This window comes from Streptomyces sp. NPDC001902, assembly GCF_042891295.1.
Lineage (GTDB): Bacteria > Actinomycetota > Actinomycetes > Streptomycetales > Streptomycetaceae > Actinacidiphila.
Window position 1 is genome coordinate 1 of the sequence record NZ_JBIATA010000043.1, and the last position, 21,099, is coordinate 21,099.

The 21,099-nt window shown below is 73.3% G+C and carries 22 protein-coding genes; 14 read left to right on the plus strand and 8 right to left on the minus strand.

Annotation, left to right across the window (positions count from 1 at the left end; translation table 11 throughout):
• Nucleotides 1-292: 292 nt before the first annotated feature.
• Complete coding sequence (locus ACFYYN_RS40765; RefSeq protein ID WP_500549830.1) at nucleotides 293-1,930, minus strand: FAD-dependent oxidoreductase; 1,638 nt, start codon at nucleotides 1,928-1,930, stop codon at nucleotides 293-295.
• A gap of 53 nt (nucleotides 1,931-1,983) precedes the next feature.
• Nucleotides 1,984-2,202, minus strand: a complete 219-nt coding sequence (locus ACFYYN_RS40770; RefSeq protein WP_500330483.1) for a hypothetical protein — start codon at nucleotides 2,200-2,202, stop codon at nucleotides 1,984-1,986.
• Between ACFYYN_RS40770 and ACFYYN_RS40775 the strand changes: the two genes are divergently transcribed.
• From ACFYYN_RS40775 to ACFYYN_RS40820, 10 genes are all read left to right on the plus strand, one after another.
• Entirely contained in the window at nucleotides 2,122-3,177 is a 1,056-nt protein-coding gene (locus tag ACFYYN_RS40775) for a SchA/CurD-like domain-containing protein (RefSeq protein ID WP_500549863.1), read from the plus strand. The genes ACFYYN_RS40770 and ACFYYN_RS40775 overlap by 81 nt on opposite strands.
• Nucleotides 3,178-3,257: 80 nt before the next feature.
• The gene (locus ACFYYN_RS40780; protein WP_499514104.1) at nucleotides 3,258-3,695 is read left to right on the plus strand and encodes a cupin domain-containing protein; all 438 of its coding nucleotides are present in this window, start codon (nucleotides 3,258-3,260) and stop codon (nucleotides 3,693-3,695) included.
• The gene (locus tag ACFYYN_RS40785) at nucleotides 3,692-4,960 is read left to right on the plus strand and encodes a beta-ketoacyl-[acyl-carrier-protein] synthase family protein (RefSeq protein ID WP_499514105.1); all 1,269 of its coding nucleotides are present in this window, start codon (nucleotides 3,692-3,694) and stop codon (nucleotides 4,958-4,960) included. The genes ACFYYN_RS40780 and ACFYYN_RS40785 overlap by 4 nt, the downstream gene beginning before the upstream one ends.
• Nucleotides 4,957-6,177 (plus strand): ketosynthase chain-length factor, encoded by a 1,221-nt coding sequence (locus ACFYYN_RS40790; protein ID WP_499514106.1) that lies wholly within the window; start codon nucleotides 4,957-4,959, stop codon nucleotides 6,175-6,177. The genes ACFYYN_RS40785 and ACFYYN_RS40790 overlap by 4 nt, the downstream gene beginning before the upstream one ends.
• Before the next feature lie 28 nt (nucleotides 6,178-6,205).
• Nucleotides 6,206-6,463, plus strand: a complete 258-nt coding sequence (locus tag ACFYYN_RS40795) for an acyl carrier protein (RefSeq protein ID WP_500330397.1) — start codon at nucleotides 6,206-6,208, stop codon at nucleotides 6,461-6,463.
• 2 nt (nucleotides 6,464-6,465) lie between these two features.
• The gene (locus ACFYYN_RS40800) at nucleotides 6,466-6,927 is read left to right on the plus strand and encodes an SRPBCC family protein (protein ID WP_500330399.1); all 462 of its coding nucleotides are present in this window, start codon (nucleotides 6,466-6,468) and stop codon (nucleotides 6,925-6,927) included.
• On the plus strand, nucleotides 6,924-7,256 hold the full coding sequence (locus ACFYYN_RS40805; protein ID WP_500549831.1) for a TcmI family type II polyketide cyclase: 333 nt from the start codon (nucleotides 6,924-6,926) through the stop codon (nucleotides 7,254-7,256). Before ACFYYN_RS40800 ends, ACFYYN_RS40805 begins: the two co-directional genes overlap by 4 nt.
• Nucleotides 7,249-8,937, plus strand: a complete 1,689-nt coding sequence (gene accD / locus ACFYYN_RS40810) for an acetyl-CoA carboxylase, carboxyltransferase subunit beta (protein ID WP_500549832.1) — start codon at nucleotides 7,249-7,251, stop codon at nucleotides 8,935-8,937. The genes ACFYYN_RS40805 and accD overlap by 8 nt, the downstream gene beginning before the upstream one ends.
• Nucleotides 8,934-9,587, plus strand: coding sequence for an acetyl-CoA carboxylase biotin carboxyl carrier protein (locus ACFYYN_RS40815; protein WP_500549833.1), 654 nt, complete (start codon nucleotides 8,934-8,936; stop codon nucleotides 9,585-9,587). Before accD ends, ACFYYN_RS40815 begins: the two co-directional genes overlap by 4 nt.
• A gap of 6 nt (nucleotides 9,588-9,593) precedes the next feature.
• Nucleotides 9,594-10,940: an acetyl-CoA carboxylase biotin carboxylase subunit gene (locus tag ACFYYN_RS40820; protein ID WP_500549834.1), complete on the plus strand. Its 1,347-nt coding sequence runs from the start codon at nucleotides 9,594-9,596 to the stop codon at nucleotides 10,938-10,940.
• A 4-nt stretch (nucleotides 10,941-10,944) separates the two neighbouring features.
• On the opposite strand, the gene ACFYYN_RS40825 is transcribed toward ACFYYN_RS40820, so the two are convergent.
• The 3 genes from ACFYYN_RS40825 to ACFYYN_RS40835 form a co-directional block, all read right to left on the minus strand.
• Nucleotides 10,945-12,021, minus strand: coding sequence for a methyltransferase (locus tag ACFYYN_RS40825; RefSeq protein ID WP_500358361.1), 1,077 nt, complete (start codon nucleotides 12,019-12,021; stop codon nucleotides 10,945-10,947).
• Nucleotides 12,018-13,085, minus strand: a complete 1,068-nt coding sequence (locus tag ACFYYN_RS40830; RefSeq protein ID WP_500549835.1) for a right-handed parallel beta-helix repeat-containing protein — start codon at nucleotides 13,083-13,085, stop codon at nucleotides 12,018-12,020. The genes ACFYYN_RS40825 and ACFYYN_RS40830 overlap by 4 nt, the downstream gene beginning before the upstream one ends.
• Before the next feature lie 91 nt (nucleotides 13,086-13,176).
• The gene (locus ACFYYN_RS40835; RefSeq protein ID WP_500549836.1) at nucleotides 13,177-14,229 is read right to left on the minus strand and encodes a hypothetical protein; all 1,053 of its coding nucleotides are present in this window, start codon (nucleotides 14,227-14,229) and stop codon (nucleotides 13,177-13,179) included.
• 184 nt (nucleotides 14,230-14,413) lie between these two features.
• Here ACFYYN_RS40835 and ACFYYN_RS40840 point away from each other — a divergent pair, with 184 nt between their 5' ends.
• Both ACFYYN_RS40840 and ACFYYN_RS40845 read left to right on the plus strand, forming a co-directional pair.
• Entirely contained in the window at nucleotides 14,414-14,971 is a 558-nt protein-coding gene (locus ACFYYN_RS40840; RefSeq protein WP_500549837.1) for a sigma-70 family RNA polymerase sigma factor, read from the plus strand.
• Nucleotides 14,968-15,669, plus strand: a complete 702-nt coding sequence (locus tag ACFYYN_RS40845; protein WP_500549838.1) for an anti-sigma factor family protein — start codon at nucleotides 14,968-14,970, stop codon at nucleotides 15,667-15,669. Before ACFYYN_RS40840 ends, ACFYYN_RS40845 begins: the two co-directional genes overlap by 4 nt.
• 61 nt (nucleotides 15,670-15,730) lie before the next feature.
• On the opposite strand, the gene ACFYYN_RS40850 is transcribed toward ACFYYN_RS40845, so the two are convergent.
• Entirely contained in the window at nucleotides 15,731-16,183 is a 453-nt protein-coding gene (locus ACFYYN_RS40850) for a MarR family winged helix-turn-helix transcriptional regulator (protein ID WP_499514118.1), read from the minus strand.
• A 68-nt stretch (nucleotides 16,184-16,251) separates the two neighbouring features.
• Here ACFYYN_RS40850 and ACFYYN_RS40855 point away from each other — a divergent pair, with 68 nt between their 5' ends.
• Together ACFYYN_RS40855 and ACFYYN_RS40860 are read left to right on the plus strand one after the other, a co-directional pair.
• Nucleotides 16,252-17,343, plus strand: a complete 1,092-nt coding sequence (locus ACFYYN_RS40855) for a YhgE/Pip domain-containing protein (protein ID WP_500549839.1) — start codon at nucleotides 16,252-16,254, stop codon at nucleotides 17,341-17,343.
• 85 nt (nucleotides 17,344-17,428) lie between these two features.
• On the plus strand, nucleotides 17,429-18,214 hold the full coding sequence (locus tag ACFYYN_RS40860; protein ID WP_500549840.1) for a hypothetical protein: 786 nt from the start codon (nucleotides 17,429-17,431) through the stop codon (nucleotides 18,212-18,214).
• 57 nt (nucleotides 18,215-18,271) lie between these two features.
• On the opposite strand, the gene ACFYYN_RS40865 is transcribed toward ACFYYN_RS40860, so the two are convergent.
• Nucleotides 18,272-19,654 (minus strand): L-serine ammonia-lyase, encoded by a 1,383-nt coding sequence (locus tag ACFYYN_RS40865; protein WP_500549841.1) that lies wholly within the window; start codon nucleotides 19,652-19,654, stop codon nucleotides 18,272-18,274.
• A 155-nt stretch (nucleotides 19,655-19,809) separates the two neighbouring features.
• A complete protein-coding gene (glyA, locus tag ACFYYN_RS40870) occupies nucleotides 19,810-21,081 on the minus strand; it encodes a serine hydroxymethyltransferase (protein ID WP_500549842.1) in 1,272 nt (423 codons plus the stop codon).
• Nucleotides 21,082-21,099 lie beyond the last annotated feature (18 nt).

A 21,099-nucleotide genomic window follows, 5' to 3' on the forward strand; every position in this document is an offset into this window, starting at 1 on the left:
CCGGGGGGCCCCCCGCCCCGCCCGCCCCGGGGCGCCCCCGGGGCCCCGGGGGGGGGGGGGCCCGGCCGGGGGGCCGGCGGCCCCCCCCCCGGCCGGGGGGGGGGGGCCCCGGCCGGGCCGGCCCCCCCCACCGCGTCCGGCGGGGGAGACGTCGAACTCCGGCGGCGCCCCTGGACCGAGGGCGCCGGCGAACGGGAACGGCGGCCACCGGCGCTCCGTGAGCGTGGTGGCCGCCGTTCGTACGGTCAACCGTCCCCCCGTGCCGTCTCCTCGGCAGCCTGCGGCGCGACGGTCAGCCGAGCCGCAGCACCGAGGTCAGGACCGCGTCCAGGGTCGCCGCGGGGTCCTCCACGGCCTCGCGGCTCCGCCAGGCGACGAAGCCGTCCGGGCGGACCAGGATCGCGCCGCTCGGCGTCATGCCGTGCACCGCGGTCCAGTCCGTGCCCGCCTCGGGCACCAGGTCGGCCTGCGTGGACTCGCCGAGCCGGTACGCCTGCAGCGGCACCCCGAGGTGTTCCGTGACCGTGCGGGCCGCGTCGTGCCAGGCCGTGCCCTTCGGCCCGTCGCCGGTGAGCAGCACCATGGAGCGCTCGTACAGGTCCAGCGTGGAGCGGCGCTCGCCGTCCCGGGTGGTCACCCACACGTGCGGGGAACGGCCACCGGGTTCGGCGACCGGCCGGAAGTCCTCGGGGACGACCGGCCGCCCCGGGTCCGCGCCCAGGAACGCGCCCTCGGGGTAGCGGTAGCCCAGCGCGACCACCAGGACCCCCTTCTGGGGTCCGCCGCCGGCCGGCGGCGCGTAGCCCGGGTGGGCGTGCTCGGCGGAACGGGCGGAGGCCCGCTCGCTGGTGGCCACGGCGACCGGGCGGCGCTCGGCCTCGTACGTCTCCAGCAGCTCCGGCCCGGCCCAGCCCCCGGTCACCGCGGCGAGCTTCCACGCCAGGTTGTGGGCGTCCTGGATGCCGGTGTTGGAGCCGAAGGCACCGGTGGGGGACATCTCGTGGCACGAGTCGCCGGCGAGCAGCACCCGCCCGTGCCCGTAGGAGTCCGCGACCCGCTCCGCGGCCCGCCAGGGGGCCCGGCCGGTGATCTCGATCTCCAGGTCCGGCACGCCCACCGCGGTGCGGATGTGCGCGGCCAGCCGCTGGTCGGTGAAGTCCTCCGGCGACTCGCCCCGCTCGGGGTGCCAGGGCGCGTGGAAGACCCAGTTCTCCTGGTTGTCGACCGGCAGCAGCACGCCGTCGGCGTCCGGATTGGTCAGGTAGCACGCGATGAAGTAGCGGTCGCCCACCGCGTCGGCCAGCCGCTTGGCGCGGAAGGTCGCGCTGATGTTGGCGAAGAGGTCGCCGCGTCCGGTGTGACCGATGCCCAGGGCGCTGCGCACCGGGCTGCGCGGACCGTCGGCCGCGACGAGGTAGTCGGTCCTGACGGTGCTGCGGTCGCCGGTCTCCCGGTCCATCAGCTCGCAGGTGACGCCGTCGTCGTCCTGGGTGAACGACACCAGCTCGGTGCTGAAGCGCAGGTCGCCGCCGAGCGTGCGGGCGTAGTCCAGGAGCACCGGCTCCAGGTCGTTCTGGCTGCACAGGCACCAGCCGCTGGGGCTGATGCCGGACAGCCGGCCGCCCGGGTCGATCTGCCGGAACAGCCATTCGGCGTTGTCGGAGGTCAGCGAGTCGGCCTGCAGGATGCCGTGGTTGTCGGCGAGTACGGAGGCGGCCTGCCGGATCAGCGGCTCGGCCCCGGCCGTACGGAACAGCTCCATGGTCCGCAGGTTGTTGCCGCGGCCACGGGGGTGGATGGAGGTACCCGGGTGCTTCTCGACGAGGACGTGCCGGACGCCGAGCCGGCCCAGGAAGACTGAGCTGGAGAGCCCGACGAGGGAGCCCCCCACGATGAGGACCGGAACCCGGTCTTCGGCCTGTGGAGTCATAGCTCCCTTGATGCCCGATTACCGGGGGTATTTTCGCCCGTCACCCAATTGGATCACATATCTCGCACCGGTTGGGCCACCACAGCACGATCGTTGGACGACGGACCTCGGGGGTTGCTCGCTCTCGGAAGAGGTGGAATATGCCGGCCCAGGCCGAAAAGGTCTCGCAGTCCGCGCTCGATGGCAATCGCCTGCGCGTCGTCCTCATGCTTGATGTTGAAGACGACGCCGAGCAGCGGTTTCTTGACGCGTATGACCAGATGTGCCGCCACGTCGCTGCCGTGCCCGGACACGTCAGCGACCAGCTTTGCCAGTCGATCGAAAATCCCTCGCAATGGCTGATCACCAGTGAGTGGGAGAGTGCGCTGCACTTCCTCGCCTGGGTGGACAGCCCGACCCACCTGGAGATGGTGCAGCCGATGCACGGCTGCGTGAAGGACACCCGCTCGCTCCGCTTCGGGGTGCTGCGGGAGACCCGTACCTCCTACGAGTCCGGTCGCATGCAGACCGTGCCGAGGGTCGGGGACGGGATCATCCGCCACGCCATCACCTTCACCGTGAAGCCCGGCAGCGAACAGCAGGTGGCGGACATCCTGTCCGGTTACACCTCGCCGCAGGCCGTGGTCGACGAGAACACGCGGCTGCGCCGCACCTCGCTGTTCATGCACGGCAACCGTGTCGTGCGCGCCGTGGAGGTGGAGGGCGACCTGGCCAGGGCACTGCGCCATGTCGCCCGCCAGCCCGAGGTGCGGGCGGTCGAGGAAGCCATCAACCCCTACCTGGAGGTGGACCGGGATCTCAACGACCCGGGCTCGGCACGGGAGTTCTTCGCCCGCGCCGCGCTCCCGGCCGTGCACCACGTCGCCAAGGGCACCGACCGGCCGGAGGACCTGAGCCGCCACGCCCTGATCTACCCGGCCAAGGCGGGCTCCGGCCAGGCCGTCGCCAAGATGCTCGCCCAGCAGGACGAGGAGGCCGTGGACGTCCGCAAGGGGCCGCTCGCGCGCAGCACCGTCTTCCTGCGCGAGAGCGAGGACATCGTGGTGCGCCTGGTCGACCTGCGGGTCCCGGTCGAGGAGGCCTCGCTCGTCGCCGTGGGCGCCGCCGGCAAGCACAAGGCCGGCGTCCTCGCCAGGCTCCTCGACCTCGGTCCCGACTGGGACCTCGCGGACGAGCAGGGCCTGAAGCGGTTCCTCGTCGAATACGACATGCGCATGGTCACCGACCGCAGCGCGGCCACGTCCTGACCCGTACGAGCCATCGGCAGCCGGCAGGTACCGGCCGGCCCGGGGTACGCCCCGGGCCGGCCCCGCCGGAGGAGGCAAGCATGGATGATCTTCTGACCAACGAACGGAACGTCCCGTTCACGCCGACCATCGTGAACCTGGGGGACACCCCGCACAACCGCCGTCGCGGCGGCGACCTGCGGGCGATGCTCACCCCGACCGCGTGCGGCGCCACCAGCGGCTTCATGGGCGTCGCGCTCGTGGAGCCCGGTGACCGGATCGGCGAGCACTACCACCCGTACTCGGAGGAGTTCGTGTACGTGGTGTGCGGTGCGCTTGAGGTGGACCTCGACGGGGAGCCGTACGTGCTCCGCCCGGAGCAGGGCCTGATGATCCCGCCGTACGTCCGCCACCGTTTCCGCAACGTCGGCGACACCGAGGCCCGGCTCGTCTTCCACCTCGGTCCGCTCGCTCCGCGCCCGGAGCTGGGCCATGTCGACACCGAGCCCACCGAGCAGACCGAGGACGCGGCGTCATGACCCGCCGGGTGGCGGTCACCGGGGCCGGTGTCGTCGCCCCCGGCGGTGTCGGGGTCCCCGCTTTCTGGGAACTGCTCACCGCCGGCCGGACGGCGACCCGCGGGATCACGCTCTTCGACCCGACGGGCTTCCGGTCCCGCATCGCCGCTGAGGTCGACTTCGACGCGGCGGCCTGCGGGCTGAGCCCGCGGGACCTGGAACGCGCCGACCGGTACGTCCAGTTCGCGCTCGTCGCGGCCGCCGAGGCGGTCCGCGACGCCGGGCTGGAACTGGACGAGGAGGACCCCTGGCGGGTCGGGGTCTCCCTCGGCACCGCCGTCGGAGGCACCACCCGGCTGGAACACGACTACATACGCGTCAGTGAACGTGGCACCCGCTGGGACGTCGACCACCGGCAGGCGGGTGCGCACCTGCACCGGGCGTTCGCGCCCAGCGCGCTCGCCTCGGAGATAGCCGAACGGCACGGCGCCCGCGGTCCCGTGCAGACCGTCTCCACGGGCTGCACCTCCGGCCTGGACGCCGTGGGCTACGCGTTCCAGACCATCGAGGAGGGACGCGCCGACATCATCATCGCCGGTGCGTCGGACTCCCCGATCTCACCCATCACGGTGGCCTGCTTCGACGCCATCAAGGCCACCTCCCCCAACAACGACGACCCGGCCCACGCCTCCCGTCCCTTCGACGCCCGCCGCGACGGCTTCGTCATGGGCGAGGGCGGCGCCGTGCTGATCCTGGAGGAACTGGAGCACGCCAAGGCCCGCGGTGCCCGGATCTACTGCGAGATCGGTGGCTACGCCACGTACGGCAACGCCTACCACATGACCGGGCTCACCACCGACGGCCTGGAGATGTCCGAGGCCATCGACCAGGCACTGGACCACGCCAGGATCGACCCGTCGGACGTCGACTACGTCAACGCGCACGGCTCGGGCACCAAGCAGAACGACCGCCACGAGACCGCGGCGGTGAAGCGCTCGCTGGGCGCGCATGCCTACTCCACGCCCATGAGCTCCATCAAGTCCATGGTCGGCCACTCCCTGGGTGCGATCGGCGCGATCGAACTGGCCGCCTGCACCCTGGCCCTCGCCCACGGCGTGGTGCCACCGACCGCCAACTACGAGACCCCGGACCCGGAGTGCGACCTGGACTACGTCCCGCGCACCGCCCGTGAGCTGAAGCTGCGCACCGTGCTGTCGGTCGGCAGCGGATTCGGCGGGTTCCAGTCCGCGGTCGTCCTCAACCGACCGGAGGGGAGCCAGCGATGAACACGCAAGCGGTGGTCACCGGCATCGGCGTCGTCGCGCCGAACGGCATCGGAGCCGACGCCTTCTGGAAGGCGACCAGGGAAGGTGTCGCCGTCCTCGACGCGGTCACCCGCGAGGGATGCCGGGACCTGCCGCTTCGGGTCGCGGGGGAGGTCCGCGGCTTCGAGGTGTCGGCGGTCGTCGAGGACCGCTACACCGTGCAGACCGACCGGTTCACCCACTTCGCGATGGCGGCCGCCGACCAGGCCATCGCCGACTCGGGCCTGCGCTTCGACGAGGAGTCACCCTTCGACATCGGAGTGGTGACGGCGGCCTGTTCCGGCGGTGGCGAGTTCGGCCAGCGCGAACTGCAGCACCTGTGGGGCAAGGGGCCGAACTTCGTCGGCCCGTACCAGTCCATCGCGTGGTTCTACGCGGCGAGCACCGGTCAGATCTCGATCCGCGGCGGCTTCAAGGGCCCCTGCGGCGTGGTGGCCAGCGACGAGGCCGGTGGTCTCGACGCCATCTCCCACGCCTGCCGCAACATCACCCGTGGCAACGGCACCCGGGCCGTCGTCGTCGGCGCCGCCGAGGCGCCGCTGGCGCCGTACTCGGGTGTCTGCCAGCTCGGATACGAAGAACTCAGCCTGGAGGAGGATCCCGAACGGGCCTATCTGCCCTTCACCCGGCACGCCCGCGGTTTCGCCCCCGCCGAGGGCGGCGCGATGCTCGTGGTCGAGGACCCCGAGCACGCCGCCGGCCGCGGGGCCGAGGTGCAGGCCGTCATCGCGGGGCACGGTGCCACCTTCACCGGGGCCTCGCGCTGGGCGGAGTCCCGTGAGGGACTGGCCCGCGCCATCCGCGACGCCCTCGCGGAAGCCGGGTGCGCACCCGGGGACATCGATGTGGTCTTCGCCGACGCACTCGGCACTCCGGAGGCCGACCGCGCCGAGGCGCTGGCCCTGGCCGACGTGTTCGGCAAGCGCGCCCGGAAGATTCCCGTGACCGCCCCCAAGACCGGCACCGGCCGCGCCTACTGCGGCGCCCCGGTGCTCGACGTGGCCGCAGCCGTGTTCGCCCTGCGGCACGCAGTCGTGCCCCCCACCCCCAACATCACCGACACCTGCCACGACCTCGACCTGGTCATCGGCCGGCCCCGGCCGGCGGAACTGCGGACCGCGCTGGTGCTCAGCCGCGGCCTCATGGGTTCCAACTCGGCCCTGGTCGTCCGGGCGTAGCGCAGGCGCAGTGAAGGAGAGCTCTTCCATGAGCAAGGAACTGACCTACGGCGAACTCGCCACCCTGATGAAGTCCAATGCCGGCATCACCGTCGACGTGGCCCTGCTGAGCGGCCACCCGGAGACACCCTTCGCCGAGTACGGCCTGGACTCGCTCGGCCTGCTCGGCATCGTCGGCGCCCTGGAGAACGACCGGGGCATCCCGATCGCCGGCGACGCCGACTCGTGCAAGACCCCCGGCGCCTTCATGGACGTCGTCAACACCTCACTCAAGGCAGGAGTCTGACCATGCCCGGCCACACCGAGAACGAGATCACCATCCCCGCCCCGATGGACGTCGTCTGGGACGTCACCAACGACGTGGAGGGCTGGCCGGACCTGTTCAGCGAGTACGCCTCCGTGGAGATCGTGGAGCGCGAGGGCGACCGGGTCGTCTTCCGGCTCACCATGCACCCCGACGAGCACGGCCAGGTGTGGAGCTGGGTCTCCGAGCGGATCGCCGACCGCGCCACCCGCACGGTGCGCGCGCACCGGGTCGAGACCGGCCCGTTCCAGTACATGGACATCCACTGGCAGTACGAGGAGGTCCCCGGCGGCACCCGGATGCGCTGGACCCAGGACTTCGCCATGAAGCCCGGCGCCCCCCTCGACGACGAGGCGATGACCGCCCGGATCAACGACAACTCCAAGATCCAGCTGGAGCTGATCCGCGAGCGCATCGTGCAGCGCCACGGGGGCGGCGCGGCATGAAGACCTACCGCAGCCTGATCGTGGCCAGGATGAAGCCCGGCGTCGAGGAGCAGGTGGCGCAGGTCTTCGCCGAGTCCGACAAGGGCGAACTGCCGGGTCTGATCGGCGTCACCGGACGCAGCCTGTTCCAGTTCGGCGACGTCTACCTGCACCTGGTCGAGGCCGACCGGCCGCCCGGCCCGGAGGTCGGCAGGTACAAGGACCACCCGGCGTTCCGGGACATCAGCGACCAGCTGTCGTCCTTCATCTCCGCGTACGACCCCGAGACCTGGCGCGAGCCCAAGGACGCCATGGCCCGGGAGTTCTACCGCTGGGAGCGCAGTGGCTGACACGGCCACCGCCGAGCCGGACTGGGTGCGCTGCGAGCGCTGTGCCGCGCTCGTCTACGGCAAGCGCTACACCCGTACGCTGCGCGTCTGCCCCGAGTGCGGCGCGCACGGCCGGCTCACCGCCCGGCAGCGGCTCGACCAGCTGCTGGACCCCGGCTCCTGCCGGCCGCTCGCCGCGGAGCGCGGCGAGCGGCCGGCGGAGCACGACCCGCTGGGCTTCACGGACACCCGCCCGTACGCCGAGCGGCTGCGCGAGGCCCGCACGGCGACCGGCCTGGACGAGGCCGTCGTCTGCGTGCACGGCACCGTCGAGGGACAGCCGGTCGTGGTCGCCGCGATGGACTTCCACTTCCTCGGCGGCAGCCTCGGCCTGGGCGTCGGCTCGCACATCACCCGGGCCGCCCGGACCAGTCTGCGACGGCGCGTCCCCCTGCTGCTCGTGACCGCCTCCGGCGGCGCCCGTATGCAGGAGGGCGCCCTGTCGCTGATGCAGATGGCCAGGACCGCCCAGGCGCTCACCGAACTCGACGAGGCGGGCGTCCTGGTGGTGTCCCTGGTCACCGACCCCACCTACGGCGGCGTCGCCGCCTCCTACGCGACCCTCGCCGACGTCATCATCGCCGAGCCCGGCGCCCGGATGGGCTTCGCCGGGCCGCGCGTCATCCAGCAGACCACCGGCCAGCGGCTCCCCGAGGGCTTCCAGACCGCGGAGTTCCTCCTCGCGCGCGGCCTCATCGACGACGTCGTCCCCCGCGCCGCGCTCCGCCCGACGCTGGCCCGGCTGCTGCGGCTGCGCTCCGGCGGCGCCGCGGCGGACCGGGAGCGCGGGCCCGCGGTCCGCGTCGTCCGCGCGGCGGACGAACTGCCGGAGCGGGACGCCTGGGAGGCGGTACGGCTGGCCCGGCACCCGCTGCGGCCCACGGCGGCCGACTACGCGGCCCATCTGCTCCAGGACTTCCACGAACTGCACGGCGACCGGCTGGCCGCCGACTGCCCGGCCGTCATCGGCGGTCCCGGCCTGCTCCACGGCAGCCCGGTCATGCTGATCGGCCACCACAAGGGCGGCCCCGGGCTGGAGGAGCGCAGGCGGCGGCACTTCGGCATGGCCACCCCGGCCGGCTACCGGAAGGCGGCCCGCCTGATGCGCACCGCCGCCAAGCTGGGCATGCCGGTGGTGACCCTCATCGACACCCCAGGCGCCAACCCGGGGCCGGAGGCGGAGAGCGGCGGCCAGGCCCTGGCCATCGCCGAGAACCTGCGGCTGATGGCCCGGCTGCCCGTGCCGGTCGTCGCCGTGATCACCGGCGAGGGCGGCAGCGGCGGCGCACTGGCGTTCGCCGTCGCCGACCGGGTCCTGGTCAGCGCCAACGGCATCTACTCCGTGATCAGCCCCGAGGGCTGCGCCGCGATCCTGTGGAAGGACCCTGGCGCCGCCCCCGCGGCGGCGACCGCCCTGCGGCTGCACGCCCGCGATCTGCTCCGGCTGGGCATCGTCGACGGTGTGGTCCCCGAGCCGCCCGACGGCGCCCACGGGGACCACGCCCACGCGGCCGCCCTCGTCGGCGGCGCGCTCTCGGCCGCCCTGGACGAACTGCGTCCCTGGGCCCCCGACCGGCTGCTGGCCGAGCGCCGCGACCGGTTCCACCGTTTCGGCCGACTGGAGGAGGAGGCAGCACCGTGACACTCCACGGCGACGACAGGACGGCCCGCCCCCCGGGCGCGGGCAAGGCCCTCAACGGAACGTCCCCCGGCAGTGCGCCGGCCGCGCTCCCGGTGCTGGAGGCGGTCTGCCGCAGCGCCACCGAACTGGCCCGCTCCATGCCCACCCCGCCGCAGCGGATCAGGCTGCGGCACGGGCAGACGGCGGTCGAGATCGAGTGGCCGCAACCGCAGGCGCAGCCGCCCGCGTCCACTGCCGCGCACACCGCCGCACCCGCACCCGCACCCGCTCCGGCGGCGGAGGCGGCCGCGGCACCGGCGACCCCTCCCGCGGCCGCCCCCGCACCGGCGTCCTCCGCAGGCCGGGCCCAGGGCGCACCGGAGGCGCAACAGGCGCACGGAGCGCACGACTCCACGTCGCTTCACTACGTCTGCGCCCCCACTGTGGGCACCTTCTACCACGCCCCGGAACCCGGCGAGCGCCCGTGCGTGAGCCTCGGCGACCTCGTACGCCCCGGCCAGCCCGTGGGCGTCCTGGAGGTCATGAAGATGATGAGCGTCGTCGAGGCGGACGTGGCCGGCCGGGTCGTGGAGGTCGTCGTCCCGGACGGGCAGCCCGTCGAGTTCCAGCAGGCGCTGATCGCACTGGAGCCGATACCGGTGGGGGAGTGAGGGCCGGTGTTCTCCACCGTCCTGGTCGCCAACCGTGGCGAGATCGCGCTGCGGGTCGCGCGCGCCTGCCGTGAACTCGGCATCCGGACCGTCGCGGTGTACTCCACCGCCGACCGTGACTCGGCCGTCGTACGCTTCGCCGACGAGGCCGTGCACATCGGACCGCCCCCGGCGAGGGCGAGCTACCTCAACATCCCCGCCGTCGTCGAGGCCGCCCGCCGCACCGGCGCGCAGGCCGTCCACCCCGGTTACGGCTTCCTGTCCGAGGACCCCGACTTCGCCGAGGTCTGCGAGGCCAACGGCCTCACCTTCATCGGGCCCTCCCCCGAGGTGCTGTCCCGGCTCGGCGACAAGGCCGCCTGCCGCGCTCTGATGGCCGAGGCCGGACTACTCGTGCTGCCCGGCAGCACGGGCCCGCTGGCCGGCGCCGCCGACGCGAAGGAGGCGGCGCAGCAGACCGGTTACCCGGTGATCCTCAAGGCCGTCGCGGGCGGCGGAGGACGCGGGATGGCCGTGGTCACCGACCCGGACCGGCTGCTGGACACCTACAAGCGCACCGCGGCGCACGCCCGCGCCGTCTTCGGCGACGACCGGCTCTACCTGGAGCGGTACGTCGAGCGGGCCCGCCACGTGGAGGTGCAGGTGCTCTGCGACCGGCACGGCGCGGTCGTCCACCTCGGCGAGCGCGACTGCTCGGTGCAGCGGCACCACCAGAAGCTGGTCGAGGAGACCCCCGCCCCCGACCTGCCGGCGCGGCTGAGGTCGCAGATGTGCGACGCGGCCGTGCGCGGCGCCCGGGCGGTCGGCTACACCGGCGTGGGCACCTTCGAGTTCGTGCTCACCCCGGAGCGCGACTTCCACCTGATGGAGGTCAACTGCCGGCTCCAGGTGGAGCACCCGGTCACCGAGATGGTCACCGGGATCGACCTGGTCCGTGAGCAGATCCTGGTCGCCGCGGGCCACCCGCTGACCCTGCGCCAGGAGGACGTCGTGCACCGCGGGGTCGCCGTCGAGTGCCGGGTCAACGCCGAGGACACCGCCCGGGACTTCGCGCCGACCCCGGGTCTGCTCACGGAGTTCGAGGTGCCCGGCGGGCCCTTCGTACGGGTGGACACCCATGCCTTCCCCGGCTGGCGGATCGGCCCCGACTACGACTCCCTGCTCGCCAAGGCCGTCGTCTGGGCCCCGGACCGGGAGCGGGCGCTGGCCCGGATGGACCGCGTCCTGGAGGAACTGCGGGTGCGCGGCGAGGGTGTGCGCACCACGGCGGGCTTCCTGCGCAAGGTGCTGGCCCGCCCGGAGTTCCGGGCGGGCCGGCACACCACCTCTCTGGTGGGGGAGATGACCGGCTAGCGGGTCACCGCGCCCCGCCGACCGTGCTGTGCAGGGCGTGCAGGTAGGCGTTGACCGGGGCCACCTCGCCCACCTGCAGCCCGGCCTCCGTCATCAGCTTCACCATGCTGTCCCGCGTGTGCTTCTGGCCGCCGACGTTCAGCAGCAGGAGCAGGTCCATGGCGGTGGTGAAGCGCATGGAGGGCGTGTCGTCGACGAGGTTCTCGATGACGATCACCTTCGCGCCGGCGCCGCCCGCCGCGACGACGTTGCGCAGCGTGCGGCGCGTGCTGTCGTCGTCCCACTCCAGGATGTTCTTGATGATGTACATGTCGGCGGCCACCGGGATGTCCACCCGGCAGTCCCCGGGCACCAGCCGGGCCCGCGCGGCGAGCGGACCGCCCTCGCGCAGCCGCGGGTCGGCGCCGGCCACGACCTTCGGCAGGTCCAGCAGCGTGCCCTGCAGGTCGGGGTGCTTCTCCAGCAGCGCGGCCAGCACGTGCCCCTGGCCGCCGCCGATGTCGGCGACCGAGCGGACGCCGGACAGGTCGAGCAGCGCCGCGATGTCCTCGGCGGACTGCCGGCTGGAGGCGGTCATGGCGCGGTCGAAGACCCGGGCGCTGTCGCGGGCGTCGTCGTGGAGGTACTCGAAGAACTCCTTGCCGAAGACCTCCGGGAAGATGTTGCGGCCGCCGCGCACCGCCTCGTCCAACCGCGGCCAGACCTCCCACGTCCACGGCTCGGTGCACCACAGCGCGATGTAGTGCAGGGTGTTCGGGCTGTCCTTGCGGAGCATCCGGGACATCTCGGTGTGGGCGAAGCGGCCGTCCGCCTGCTGCTCGAAGACCCCGTACGCGGCCAGGGCGAGCAGCAGCCGGCGCAGCTGGCGCGGCGCCGTGCCGACCATGGCCGCGAGCTCGTCGACGGTCGAGGGCTCCTTGCCGAGCGCGTCCGGCACGCCGAGCCTGGCCGCGGCCCGTACGGCGGCGGCGCAGGCGGCGCCGAAGACGAGCTCGCGCAGGCGCATCGCCGGCGGCGTGGCGGACTCGGCGGGCGCCGCGGTCGCGGTGCCGTCCGCGTTGGTGGCTTCTGTCAAGGTCATTCCTCGCACAACCCCTTCGGTTCGGAGACGCGGCACTTGTTGTCACGGAGGACATTCGCGGTGCCCTGGTCACGGTCGGCCAGATCGGCCGGGCGGTTGCCCAGGGTCGTGTTGCCCCGGACGGTGTTGCCGGTGTCGGGGGCGCCCACCACGCTGCGGAAGAGCACGATCCCGCCGGACATCGGTGAGGTGCCGTGGTTGTCCACGACCCGGTTGCGGACCACCAGGGTCCGCTCTGCCCCTGTCAGCACGATCCCGGCACCCTGGATGAAGGGGAGCCGGGCGTTGGGCGGGCAGTACTTGTTGTTCGCCGCCACGAGGTTGTCGGAGACGGTCAGGCCCCCGGCCCGGGGGACGCCCTCGTCCCCGACGACGAAGACGCCGCCGCAGTTGGCGGTGATGTGGTTGTCGACGACCCCCAGGTTGCGTACCCGGCGCAGCACGACCCCGATCCGGTTGCCCGTCAGCTCGTTGCCGCTGATGCGGGCGCGCTCGGTGTCCAGCGCGCCGCCCTCCGCGTCCGCGGTGTTGGCCAGGAAGATCCCCGACTCGCCGTTCTGCCGGGAGACGTTGTCCCGCAGCAGCGTCCGCACCGAGTGCTGGACGCCGATGCCCTGGTGCCCGTTGTCCTCGGCGGTCACGTCACTGACCTCGAGACCGTCGGTCCACGAGGCGTCGACGCCGTTCTTGCGGAAGCCGGAGACCGAGAGCGACATCAGCCGCACACCGTCCAGCCCGCTCTGCTCCGTTCCGGTGACGCACAGCCCGTGGCCCGCCAGGGCGCAGGCGTTCTGGTCGCTCCGGCCGGCCGGGGTGAGGACGGTGTCGGTGCCGTGGCCGATCAGCGTCAGCCGGGGCTTGGTCACGTTGACGCTGCCCGGGTAGGTCCCGGGGAGGATCTCGATGACGTCGCCCGGCCGGGCCCGGTCCACCGCGGCCTGGACGGACTCCCCGGGCCGGACGACGAGCGCGCCCGGCGCGGCCTCGGCCCGGGGAACGGCGCACAGCCCCAGCACGCTGACGACCGCGACCACGGCGGCCGCCTGGGGCCGACGAAGTGTCATGACTGCCGTACCTGCTTTCCGGGTGACGTCCCGAGTCACCTGAAATCTGACGCTATGAGTGGTTCTGGCGTATCGCCACTCTGCCGGGGCATCAGAGGCGGCAGCGGACGGAGGGCCGCACGGGCACCACCACCCGGTGACCGAGCACGCCCGCGTCCACCGTTCCGTCGGCCGCCGCGTACCAGCGCCAATGGGCGCCCGGGACATGGCCGACCGTCAGGACCGTCCAGCCGCCGCCCTTCGGGCCCGCCAGCGCCGCCAGCACGCGGGCCTCCTCGGCGTCCGGCCGGTGCAGCAGCACGACCAGCCCCGCCGGGACCTGCGGCGCCCCCGCGCCGCGCAGCGCGGCGATCTGACGGACGCTCCGGACCCGGACCACGGCGGGCGGCCCGGGCAGGTCACGGGCACCGGGACCGACGGCGACCACCACGGTGCGGCCCGCGGGCGCCGCCTCCAACACCCCGTCCACCAGGGCGAGCACCGCGTCCCGCGCGACCGCGGGATCCCCGAGCACGCTGAGGACGCCGCCGATCCGCGCGAGGTTCACCAGCAGCTGCCCCCGGCCGACCGCGCCCAGCCTGGTCAGTTGGGGGAGCGGCCCCGGGCCGGTGGCGGCCGTCTCGGCCGGTACGAGACCCGTGCGCTCCCAGCGGGTCGGGGTCAGCGCCGTCCACGGCGCCGGGGCGGGCCCGCACGCCGAGACCGTGGCCAGCACCCGGCCGGGCTCGGCGAGCACGCCCCGCACCCGGACCGGGCTGCCGGGCCGTCCCGCCAGGGCCAGTTCACGCAGTGCGTGCCGCACCACCAGCGGGGTACGGGTGTCCGCCGCGAGCCGCCGGCCGAGCGCCGCCCGCCGGCGCCGTCGCAGCGCCCGCAGCAACGGACGGCGGCCCACGGCGAGGCCGGCCAGCAGCACCACCACGCCGACCCCCGCCGCCGCCCCGTACGGCGGCAGGCCGGCGTCACCACGGGACGGACGGGACGGACGGGGCGCACCGGCGGCGGTCGCCGGTCCTTGCGGCACCAGCCGTACGGGGGCGGCGGGGGAGCGGCCCGCAGTGGTGCCGGGGGACGGGGCGACGGCGAACAGCAGGGCGGCCGCCGCCAGCAGGCGGACCGTCCTCATCGCGGGGCTGTACCGCATCGTTCCTCTCCTCCGGTGGACCGGCCGGGCACGCGGGGGCGTGTGACCAGACACGGCCCGCGCGGCCCGGCGGTTCATTGCCGGGCCGCGCAGTGTGAGGCGGCTCACCTGAACCCGCCCCGGGCGGGGGCCGTGTCTGCCTCGAGGCACCGCGGCACGGTCGGTGGGCGGACGGAGTGAGCGGATGGCGGCAATGCGGCCCCGTACCCGGCAGAGCCGGGGCACGAGCGACGAGGCGCTCGTCAGGGCGCTCTACGAGGAACACGGCAGGGCCCTGCTCGCGTACGCGACCCGCCTCACCGGCGACCGTGCCGCGGCCGAGGACGTCGTCCAGGAGACCCTGATCCGCGCCTGGCGCCATCCCGACGCGCTGCTCAACGGCAAGGGATCGGTGCGGGGATGGCTGCTCACCGTGGCGCGCAACATCATCACCGACCGGCACCGGGCCAGGGCCGCCCGTCCCACCGAGGTGGCCGAGTCGACGTCCACCGGGCCGGTGGAGCGCGACCACGCGGAGGCGGTGGTGGACGCCGTGGTCGTCATGGAGGCGCTGGAACGGCTCTCCGCGGACCACCGCGACGTGCTGTACGCGCTCTACTTCCGTGGGCAGAGCGTCGCCGAGGCGGCCAGGTCCCTGGGCATCCCGCCGGGCACGGTGAAGTCCCGGTCGCACTACGCCCTCAAGGCGCTGCGCGACTTCTGCCGGCAGGGGCCCGTCGAGATGGGGGAGGTCGCGGCATGAGCACGGGGGAGCGGCACGACGGGGAGGCGCTCACCGCCCGTGTCCTGGGTGCGCTGAACGAGGAGGAGGCCCGCGCCGTGGACGAGCACGTCGTGTCCTGCCGGCCCTGCGCCGCCGAACTCGGGGAACTGCGGTCCCTGGCACAGGCCTTGGGCGACGTACCGCCGGAGGCCTTCCTGGACGGCCCGCCCGAGGGCGGGGAGTTGTTGCTGCAGCGGACGTTGCGTCAGGTGCGCGCCGAACGCGCGGGCGCGCGGCGCCGCCGGTGGGCGGCCGCCGGGGTCGCGGCGGCGGCGGTGGTGGCGGCCGGCCTCCTCCAGTCCGGTGTGCTCATCGGAGAGCACCAGGCCGGGCAGGCGGTCCGGCCGCCGGCCGCGGCCCCGCCGCCGGGGCCCGTCCGCACCGCCTCGGCCACCGATCCGTCCACCGGCGCCCGGTTGACCGTGCGGCTCACCCCGGCCGCCGCCTGGGTGCGGCTCCACGCCCGGGTCGGCGGCATCCCGGCGGGGGAGCACTGCCTGCTGGTCGTGGTGGCGCGGGACGGCTCCCGGCAGATCGCCGGAAGCTGGGTGGTGTCGCCGACCGGGGAGGGCCACGGCGTCAGCCTGGACGGCTCGGCGGCGGTGGCCCCGGAGGACGTCGCCGCCGTCCTCGTGGAGACTGCCGACGGCACGGCCTACGTGTCGGCGAAGCCCTGACCACCCCGGGAGCCGGTGGTCGGGCGGTCTGTGATGCGGGCGCCGGCGTCGACGTGAGCGTTCAATCACCCTCGGACAGCGCGTACGGGTTGAGGGTCGCCAGCATCCGCTGCAGGTCGGCCCGGACGCGCTCGCGCTCGTGCGGGGCGAAGGGGAAGAGGGCCTCTTCCTCGGCGGGGGCGATGGCCCGCTCGGCGCGGACCGCCAGCTCCTCGCCCTCCGGGGTGACGCTGATCTCGATGATCCGGCCGTGCGTCGGATGTGCCCTGCGTTCGACCAGTCCGCGCTCGGCCAGTCCCTGGACCGCGGTGCCCATGGACTGCGGTGTGACCCCGCAGCGGCGCGCCAGTTCGGCACTCGACATGGCCCCGTAGACGCTCAGTTGCATGAGGGTGCTGAACTGCGCCTGGGTCAGCCGGAGTGGGCGCATCGCCTGCTCGATGCGGATCGCGTAAGCCTGCGCGAGCTGCCAGATCAGGTAGCCGATGTGCTCGCGGGGTTCGCGCAGGGGCATGCCGGGTGCCTCTCTGTTGTCTGTTAACTTATATAAGTCAACTTATATTATAGGAGGGACTCCCCCTGGTGGACACCGTGATCATCACCGATGCGAACCCCCCTGCGGACCCGCCCCCGTCCCACCAGCGGCACCGACACCGGCACGTCCCGGGGCCGCAGACCGACGCACCGCCCGCCCGGGCGGGACTGACCGGCCCGAAGGCGGTGATCACCCCGGTGATCACGGTGCTCGTCGTCGGGCTGTCCTTCGTCAGCGTCTTCCTCGCCGCCTTCCACACGCCCACGGCGCACCGGCTGCCGGTTGCCGTCGTCGCCTCGGACCACTCGGCGGCCCTGTTCGACGTCCGCCTCCAGCGCATCGCGCCCGAGGCCTTCCAGGTCGACCGGTATCCCGACGCGGCCTCGGCCCGGCACGCGGTGGAGCACCGGGAGGCCTATGCGGCCTACCTGTCGGAGGGCGGCAAGCCCCAGGTCGTCTACGCCGGTGCGAACGGCCCCGCGGTGTCCGCCCTGCTCACCCCCCTGGCGTCCGTTCCGCACGGCGAGGACCACAAGATCCCGGTGGTCGACATCCTGCCGCTGTCGTCCGGTGACAGCAGAGGGCTGTCGGTCTTCTACGCCTCCTTCGGGCTGATCTTGGCCGGCTTCCTCTTCGGCCAGCTGACCTACCAGGTCGCGCCACGGCTCTCCTTCCACCAGCGGGTCCTGAGCATCGGCCTCTTCGCCGTCGTCGGCGGCCTGGCCACCACCCTCATCGCCAGTACGGCCTTCGGCGCGATACCCGGCTCCTTCTTCGGGATCTTCGGCGTCGTCACCCTCATGGCCGGCGCGGTCGCCGCCGCCACCGTCGCGCTCATCCGCGTCTTCGGCCCGGCCGGGGTGCTCCTGGGCTCGATCTTCATGCTCATCATCGGGAACGCCACCAGTGGCGGCGTCCTCCCGCCGTACTTCCTGCCGGGCTGGCTGGAGCCACTGGCCTCCGTCATGCCGGCCGGGGTGGGCGTCCGTGCCATGGACGGAATCGCCTACTTCCACCACGACGGCCTGACCCGCGGGATCGTCATCCTCTGCAGCTGGATCGTGGCGAGCGTCGGCACCATGTTCCTGCTCGACCGCATCGCGGCGACCTCGGGCATCGTGCACGCGGCCACCCGCTGAGCGGGAACCACTGCTCCCGGGGACGTATCCGGCCGGCCTCCCCCCGGACGACGACCGGCCGTGCCGCCCCCGGCACGCTGGGGCCATGGCGACGACCACCATCCCCACCGCCGGGGCACGGGCGCACGACGGCCCCCGCACGGCCGACCGCCTGTGTCACGCGACCGGCGCCCTGCTGATCCTCTCGGGCCTGTTCCACCTCGCCGTCCTCGTGGTGGACGGCGGCCCCTGGGACGGCCCGGTGTCCTGGCGCAAGCCCATGACCTTCGGGCTCTCCTTCGGCCTCACCCTCGTCGCGATCACCTGGGTCACCTCGTACCTGGACGTCGGCGCGCGCCTGCGCACGGCGCTGCTCGCGGTGTTCACCGCCGACTGCGTCGTCGAGGTCGTCGGCATCACCCTGCAGGCGTGGCGGCACGTACCCTCGCACCTCGACATGGAGACCGGCTTCGACACCGCCGTCTCCATGACGCTCGCGGCCGGCGGCGCCGTGCTCGTCGCCGTCCTGTCGGCCTTCGCCGTCGCGTCCTTCCGGCGCCGCCCCACCGGCCCCGCCGGCATGCCCCTCGCCCTGCGCTCCGGTTTCGCGATCCTGCTCGTCGCCCTGCTCTCCGGCGCCGCCATGATCGCCCGCGGCGTCCACCTCACCCGCACCGGCCACCAGAGCGCCGCCTACGCCTCCACGGCCCCCCTCAAGCCCCTCCACGGCGTCAGCCTCCACGCCGTCCTCGTCCTCCCCGCCCTCGCCTGGCTGCTGTCCCGCACCCGGCTGGCCGCCCCGGCGAAGACGCGCATCCTCCGCGCCGCCGTCGCCCTCTACGCACTCGCGGTCGCCGCGACCGGCGTGTGGGCGGTGCTCACGTACCGCTGACGTCGCCCACGGGGACGACGCTCCCGCGGTCCGGGCGGGCCGGGGTCCGGGGCGGCGTCAGCACTCGATGACGTTGACCGCGAGGCCGCCGCGGGCGGTCTCCTTGTACTTGACCTTCATGTCGGCCCCGGTCTCCTTCATGGTCTTGATGACCTTGTCGAGGGAGACGTGGTGGCGCCCGTCCCCGCGCATCGCCATGCGCGCGGCGGTGACGGCCTTGACCGCGGCCATGCCGTTGCGCTCGATGCAGGGGATCTGGACGAGCCCGCCGACGGGGTCGCAGGTGAGCCCGAGGTTGTGCTCCATGCCGATCTCGGCGGCGTTCTCGACCTTCTCCGGGCCGCCGCCGAGGACCTCGGCGAGGCCGCCCGCGGCCATGGAGCAGGCGGAGCCGACCTCGCCCTGGCAGCCGACCTCGGCGCCGGAGATGGAGGCGTTCTCCTTGAAGAGCATGCCGATCGCGCCCGCAGCGAGCAGGAAGCGGACGACGCCGTCCTCCTTCTCCGCCTCCGTCGACTGCCCGGCCACGAAGTTCACGTAGTAGTGGAGCACGGCCGGGATGATGCCGGCGGCGCCGTTGGTGGGGGCGGTGACGACGCGGCCGCCCGCGGCGTTCTCCTCGTTGACGGCCATGGCGTAGAGGGTGACCCACTCCATGGCGTGCGCCACCGTGCTGCCCTCGGCGCGCAGCTGCCGGGCGGTCGCGGAGGCGCGGCGACGGACCTTGAGGCCACCGGGGAGGATGCCCTCGCGGGTCATACCGGCCTTCACGCAGTCCTGCATGACTTGCCAGATCTCCAGCAGGCCCGCGCGGATCTCGGCCTCGGTGCGCCAGGCCTTCTCGTTCTCCAGCATCAGGCCGGAGATGGAAAGACCGGTCTCCCGGGTGAGCCGGAGCAGTTCGTCCCCCGTGCGGAACGGGTACTTCAGCACGGTGTCGTCGAGCTTGATCCGGTCCTCGCCGACCGCGTCCTCGTCGACGACGAAGCCGCCGCCCACCGAGTAGTAGGTCTTCTCCAGCACGGGCGCACCGCCCTCGTCGTACGCGAAGAGCGTCATGCCGTTGGCGTGGTACGGCAGCGAGCGGCGCCGGTGCAGGATCAGGTCGTCCGCGACGGAGAACGGGATCTCGTGGACGCCGAGCAGGCTGATGCGGCCGCTGCCGCGGATGTGCTCGACCCGCTCGTCGGCGGTCTCGACGTCGACGCTGCGGGGGGAGTGGCCCTCCAGGCCCAGCAGCACCGCCTTGGGGGTGCCGTGGCCGTGGCCGGTCGCGCCGAGCGAGCCGAACAGTTCGGCGCGCACGGAGGCCACGCCCGCCAGCAGGTCGTCGTTCTTCAGCCGCTGGGCGAACATCCGCGCGGCGCGCATCGGGCCCACGGTGTGGGAGCTGGACGGGCCTATGCCGATCGAGAAGAGGTCGAAGACGGAGATGGCCACGGTGCGATGACTCCTCGGGTTCGCGGACCCCGTTGTCCGCGGGCGGCCGGCGGGATCACCGCCGGGGTGGTACGTGTTGCGGCGTGGGTGCGCCGCACTTGTTCCAGTGTGCGGGACCGCCCTCGTGGCCGGCCCCGCACACCGGGTGACGCTCGCTACTTCAGGCCGGGGTACAGCGGGTGCTTCTCGGCCAGGGCGGTGACCCGGGCGCCGAGCGCCTCGGCGGTCCCCGCGTCGAAGCCCGGCTTGAGGGCCTCGGCGATGACGTCGGCGACCTCGCGGAAGTCCTCCGCGCCGAAGCCGCGGGTGGCCAGCGCCGGGGTGCCGATGCGCAGACCCGAGGTGACCATCGGCGGACGCGGGTCGTCCGGGACGGCGTTGCGGTTGACCGTGATGCCGATCTCGTGCAGCCGGTCCTCGGCCTGCTGTCCGTCGAGCTCGCTGTTGCGCAGGTCGACCAGGACCAGGTGCACGTCGGTGCCGCCGGACAACACCGAGACGCCCGCCCCGGTGACGTCGGGCTGCGTCAGCCGCTCGGCGAGGATCTTCGCGCCCTCCAGGGTGCGGACCTGGCGGTCCTTGAACTCCTCGGTCGCCGCGACCTTGAAGGCGACCGCCTTCGCCGCGATGACGTGCTCCAGCGGGCCGCCCTGCTGGCCGGGGAAAACCGCGGAGTTGATCTTCTTGGCGAGCTCGGCCTTGGACAGGATGACGCCGCCGCGCGGGCCGCCCAGCGTCTTGTGCGTGGTCGTGGTGACGACGTCCGCGTACGGCACGGGGGAAGGGTGCAGCCCCGCCGCCACCAGGCCGGCGAAGTGCGCCATGTCGACCATCAGGTACGCGCCGACCTCGTCGGCGATCCGCCGGAAGGCCGCGAAGTCCAGCTGCCGCGGGTACGCCGACCAGCCGGCGATGATCAGCTTCGGCCGGGACTCCTTGGCGAGGCGCTCGACCTCGGCCATGTCGACCTGACCGGTCTCGGCGTCCACGTGGTAGGCGACCACGTCGTACAGCTTGCCGGAGAAGTTGATCTTCATGCCGTGGGTCAGGTGCCCGCCGTGGGCGAGGTTCAGACCCAGGATCGTGTCGCCGGGGTTCAGCAGCGCGAACATCGCGGCCGCGTTGGCCTGCGCGCCCGAGTGCGGCTGGACGTTGGCGTGCTCGGCGCCGAACAGCGCCTTGATCCGGTCGATCGCGAGCTGCTCGACGACGTCGACGTGCTCGCAGCCGCCGTAGTAGCGACGGCCGGGGTACCCCTCGGCGTACTTGTTGGTCAGCACCGAGCCCTGGGCCTGGAGCACCGCGACCGGAGCGAAGTTCTCCGAGGCGATCATCTCAAGGGTGGACTGCTGGCGGTGCAGTTCGGCGTCGACGGCGGCGGCGACGTCGGGGTCGAGCTCGTGCAGTGAGCTGTTGAGAAGCGACATCAGGGGGGTCATCCGTCC

Bases quoted from the DNA above. Each gene is read 5' to 3' on its own strand.
- ACFYYN_RS40840 (WP_500549837.1), top strand. From the start codon at position 14,414: ATGGCGGCAATGCGGCCCCGTACCCGGCAGAGCCGGGGCACGAGCGAC.
- ACFYYN_RS40850 (WP_499514118.1), bottom strand. From the start codon at position 16,183: ATGCCCCTGCGCGAACCCCGCGAGCACATCGGCTACCTGATCTGGCAG.
- ACFYYN_RS40800 (WP_500330399.1), top strand. From the start codon at position 6,466: ATGCCCGGCCACACCGAGAACGAGATCACCATCCCCGCCCCGATGGAC.
- ACFYYN_RS40805 (WP_500549831.1), top strand. From the start codon at position 6,924: ATGAAGACCTACCGCAGCCTGATCGTGGCCAGGATGAAGCCCGGCGTC.
- ACFYYN_RS40860 (WP_500549840.1), top strand. From the start codon at position 17,429: ATGGCGACGACCACCATCCCCACCGCCGGGGCACGGGCGCACGACGGC.
- ACFYYN_RS40790 (WP_499514106.1), top strand. From the start codon at position 4,957: ATGAACACGCAAGCGGTGGTCACCGGCATCGGCGTCGTCGCGCCGAAC.
- ACFYYN_RS40785 (WP_499514105.1), top strand. From the start codon at position 3,692: ATGACCCGCCGGGTGGCGGTCACCGGGGCCGGTGTCGTCGCCCCCGGC.
- ACFYYN_RS40835 (WP_500549836.1), bottom strand. From the start codon at position 14,229: ATGCGGTACAGCCCCGCGATGAGGACGGTCCGCCTGCTGGCGGCGGCC.
- ACFYYN_RS40825 (WP_500358361.1), bottom strand. From the start codon at position 12,021: ATGACCTTGACAGAAGCCACCAACGCGGACGGCACCGCGACCGCGGCG.
- ACFYYN_RS40795 (WP_500330397.1), top strand. From the start codon at position 6,206: ATGAGCAAGGAACTGACCTACGGCGAACTCGCCACCCTGATGAAGTCC.
- ACFYYN_RS40830 (WP_500549835.1), bottom strand. From the start codon at position 13,085: ATGACACTTCGTCGGCCCCAGGCGGCCGCCGTGGTCGCGGTCGTCAGC.
- glyA (WP_500549842.1), bottom strand. From the start codon at position 21,081: ATGTCGCTTCTCAACAGCTCACTGCACGAGCTCGACCCCGACGTCGCC.
- ACFYYN_RS40780 (WP_499514104.1), top strand. From the start codon at position 3,258: ATGGATGATCTTCTGACCAACGAACGGAACGTCCCGTTCACGCCGACC.
- ACFYYN_RS40765 (WP_500549830.1), bottom strand. From the start codon at position 1,930: ATGACTCCACAGGCCGAAGACCGGGTTCCGGTCCTCATCGTGGGGGGC.
- ACFYYN_RS40845 (WP_500549838.1), top strand. From the start codon at position 14,968: ATGAGCACGGGGGAGCGGCACGACGGGGAGGCGCTCACCGCCCGTGTC.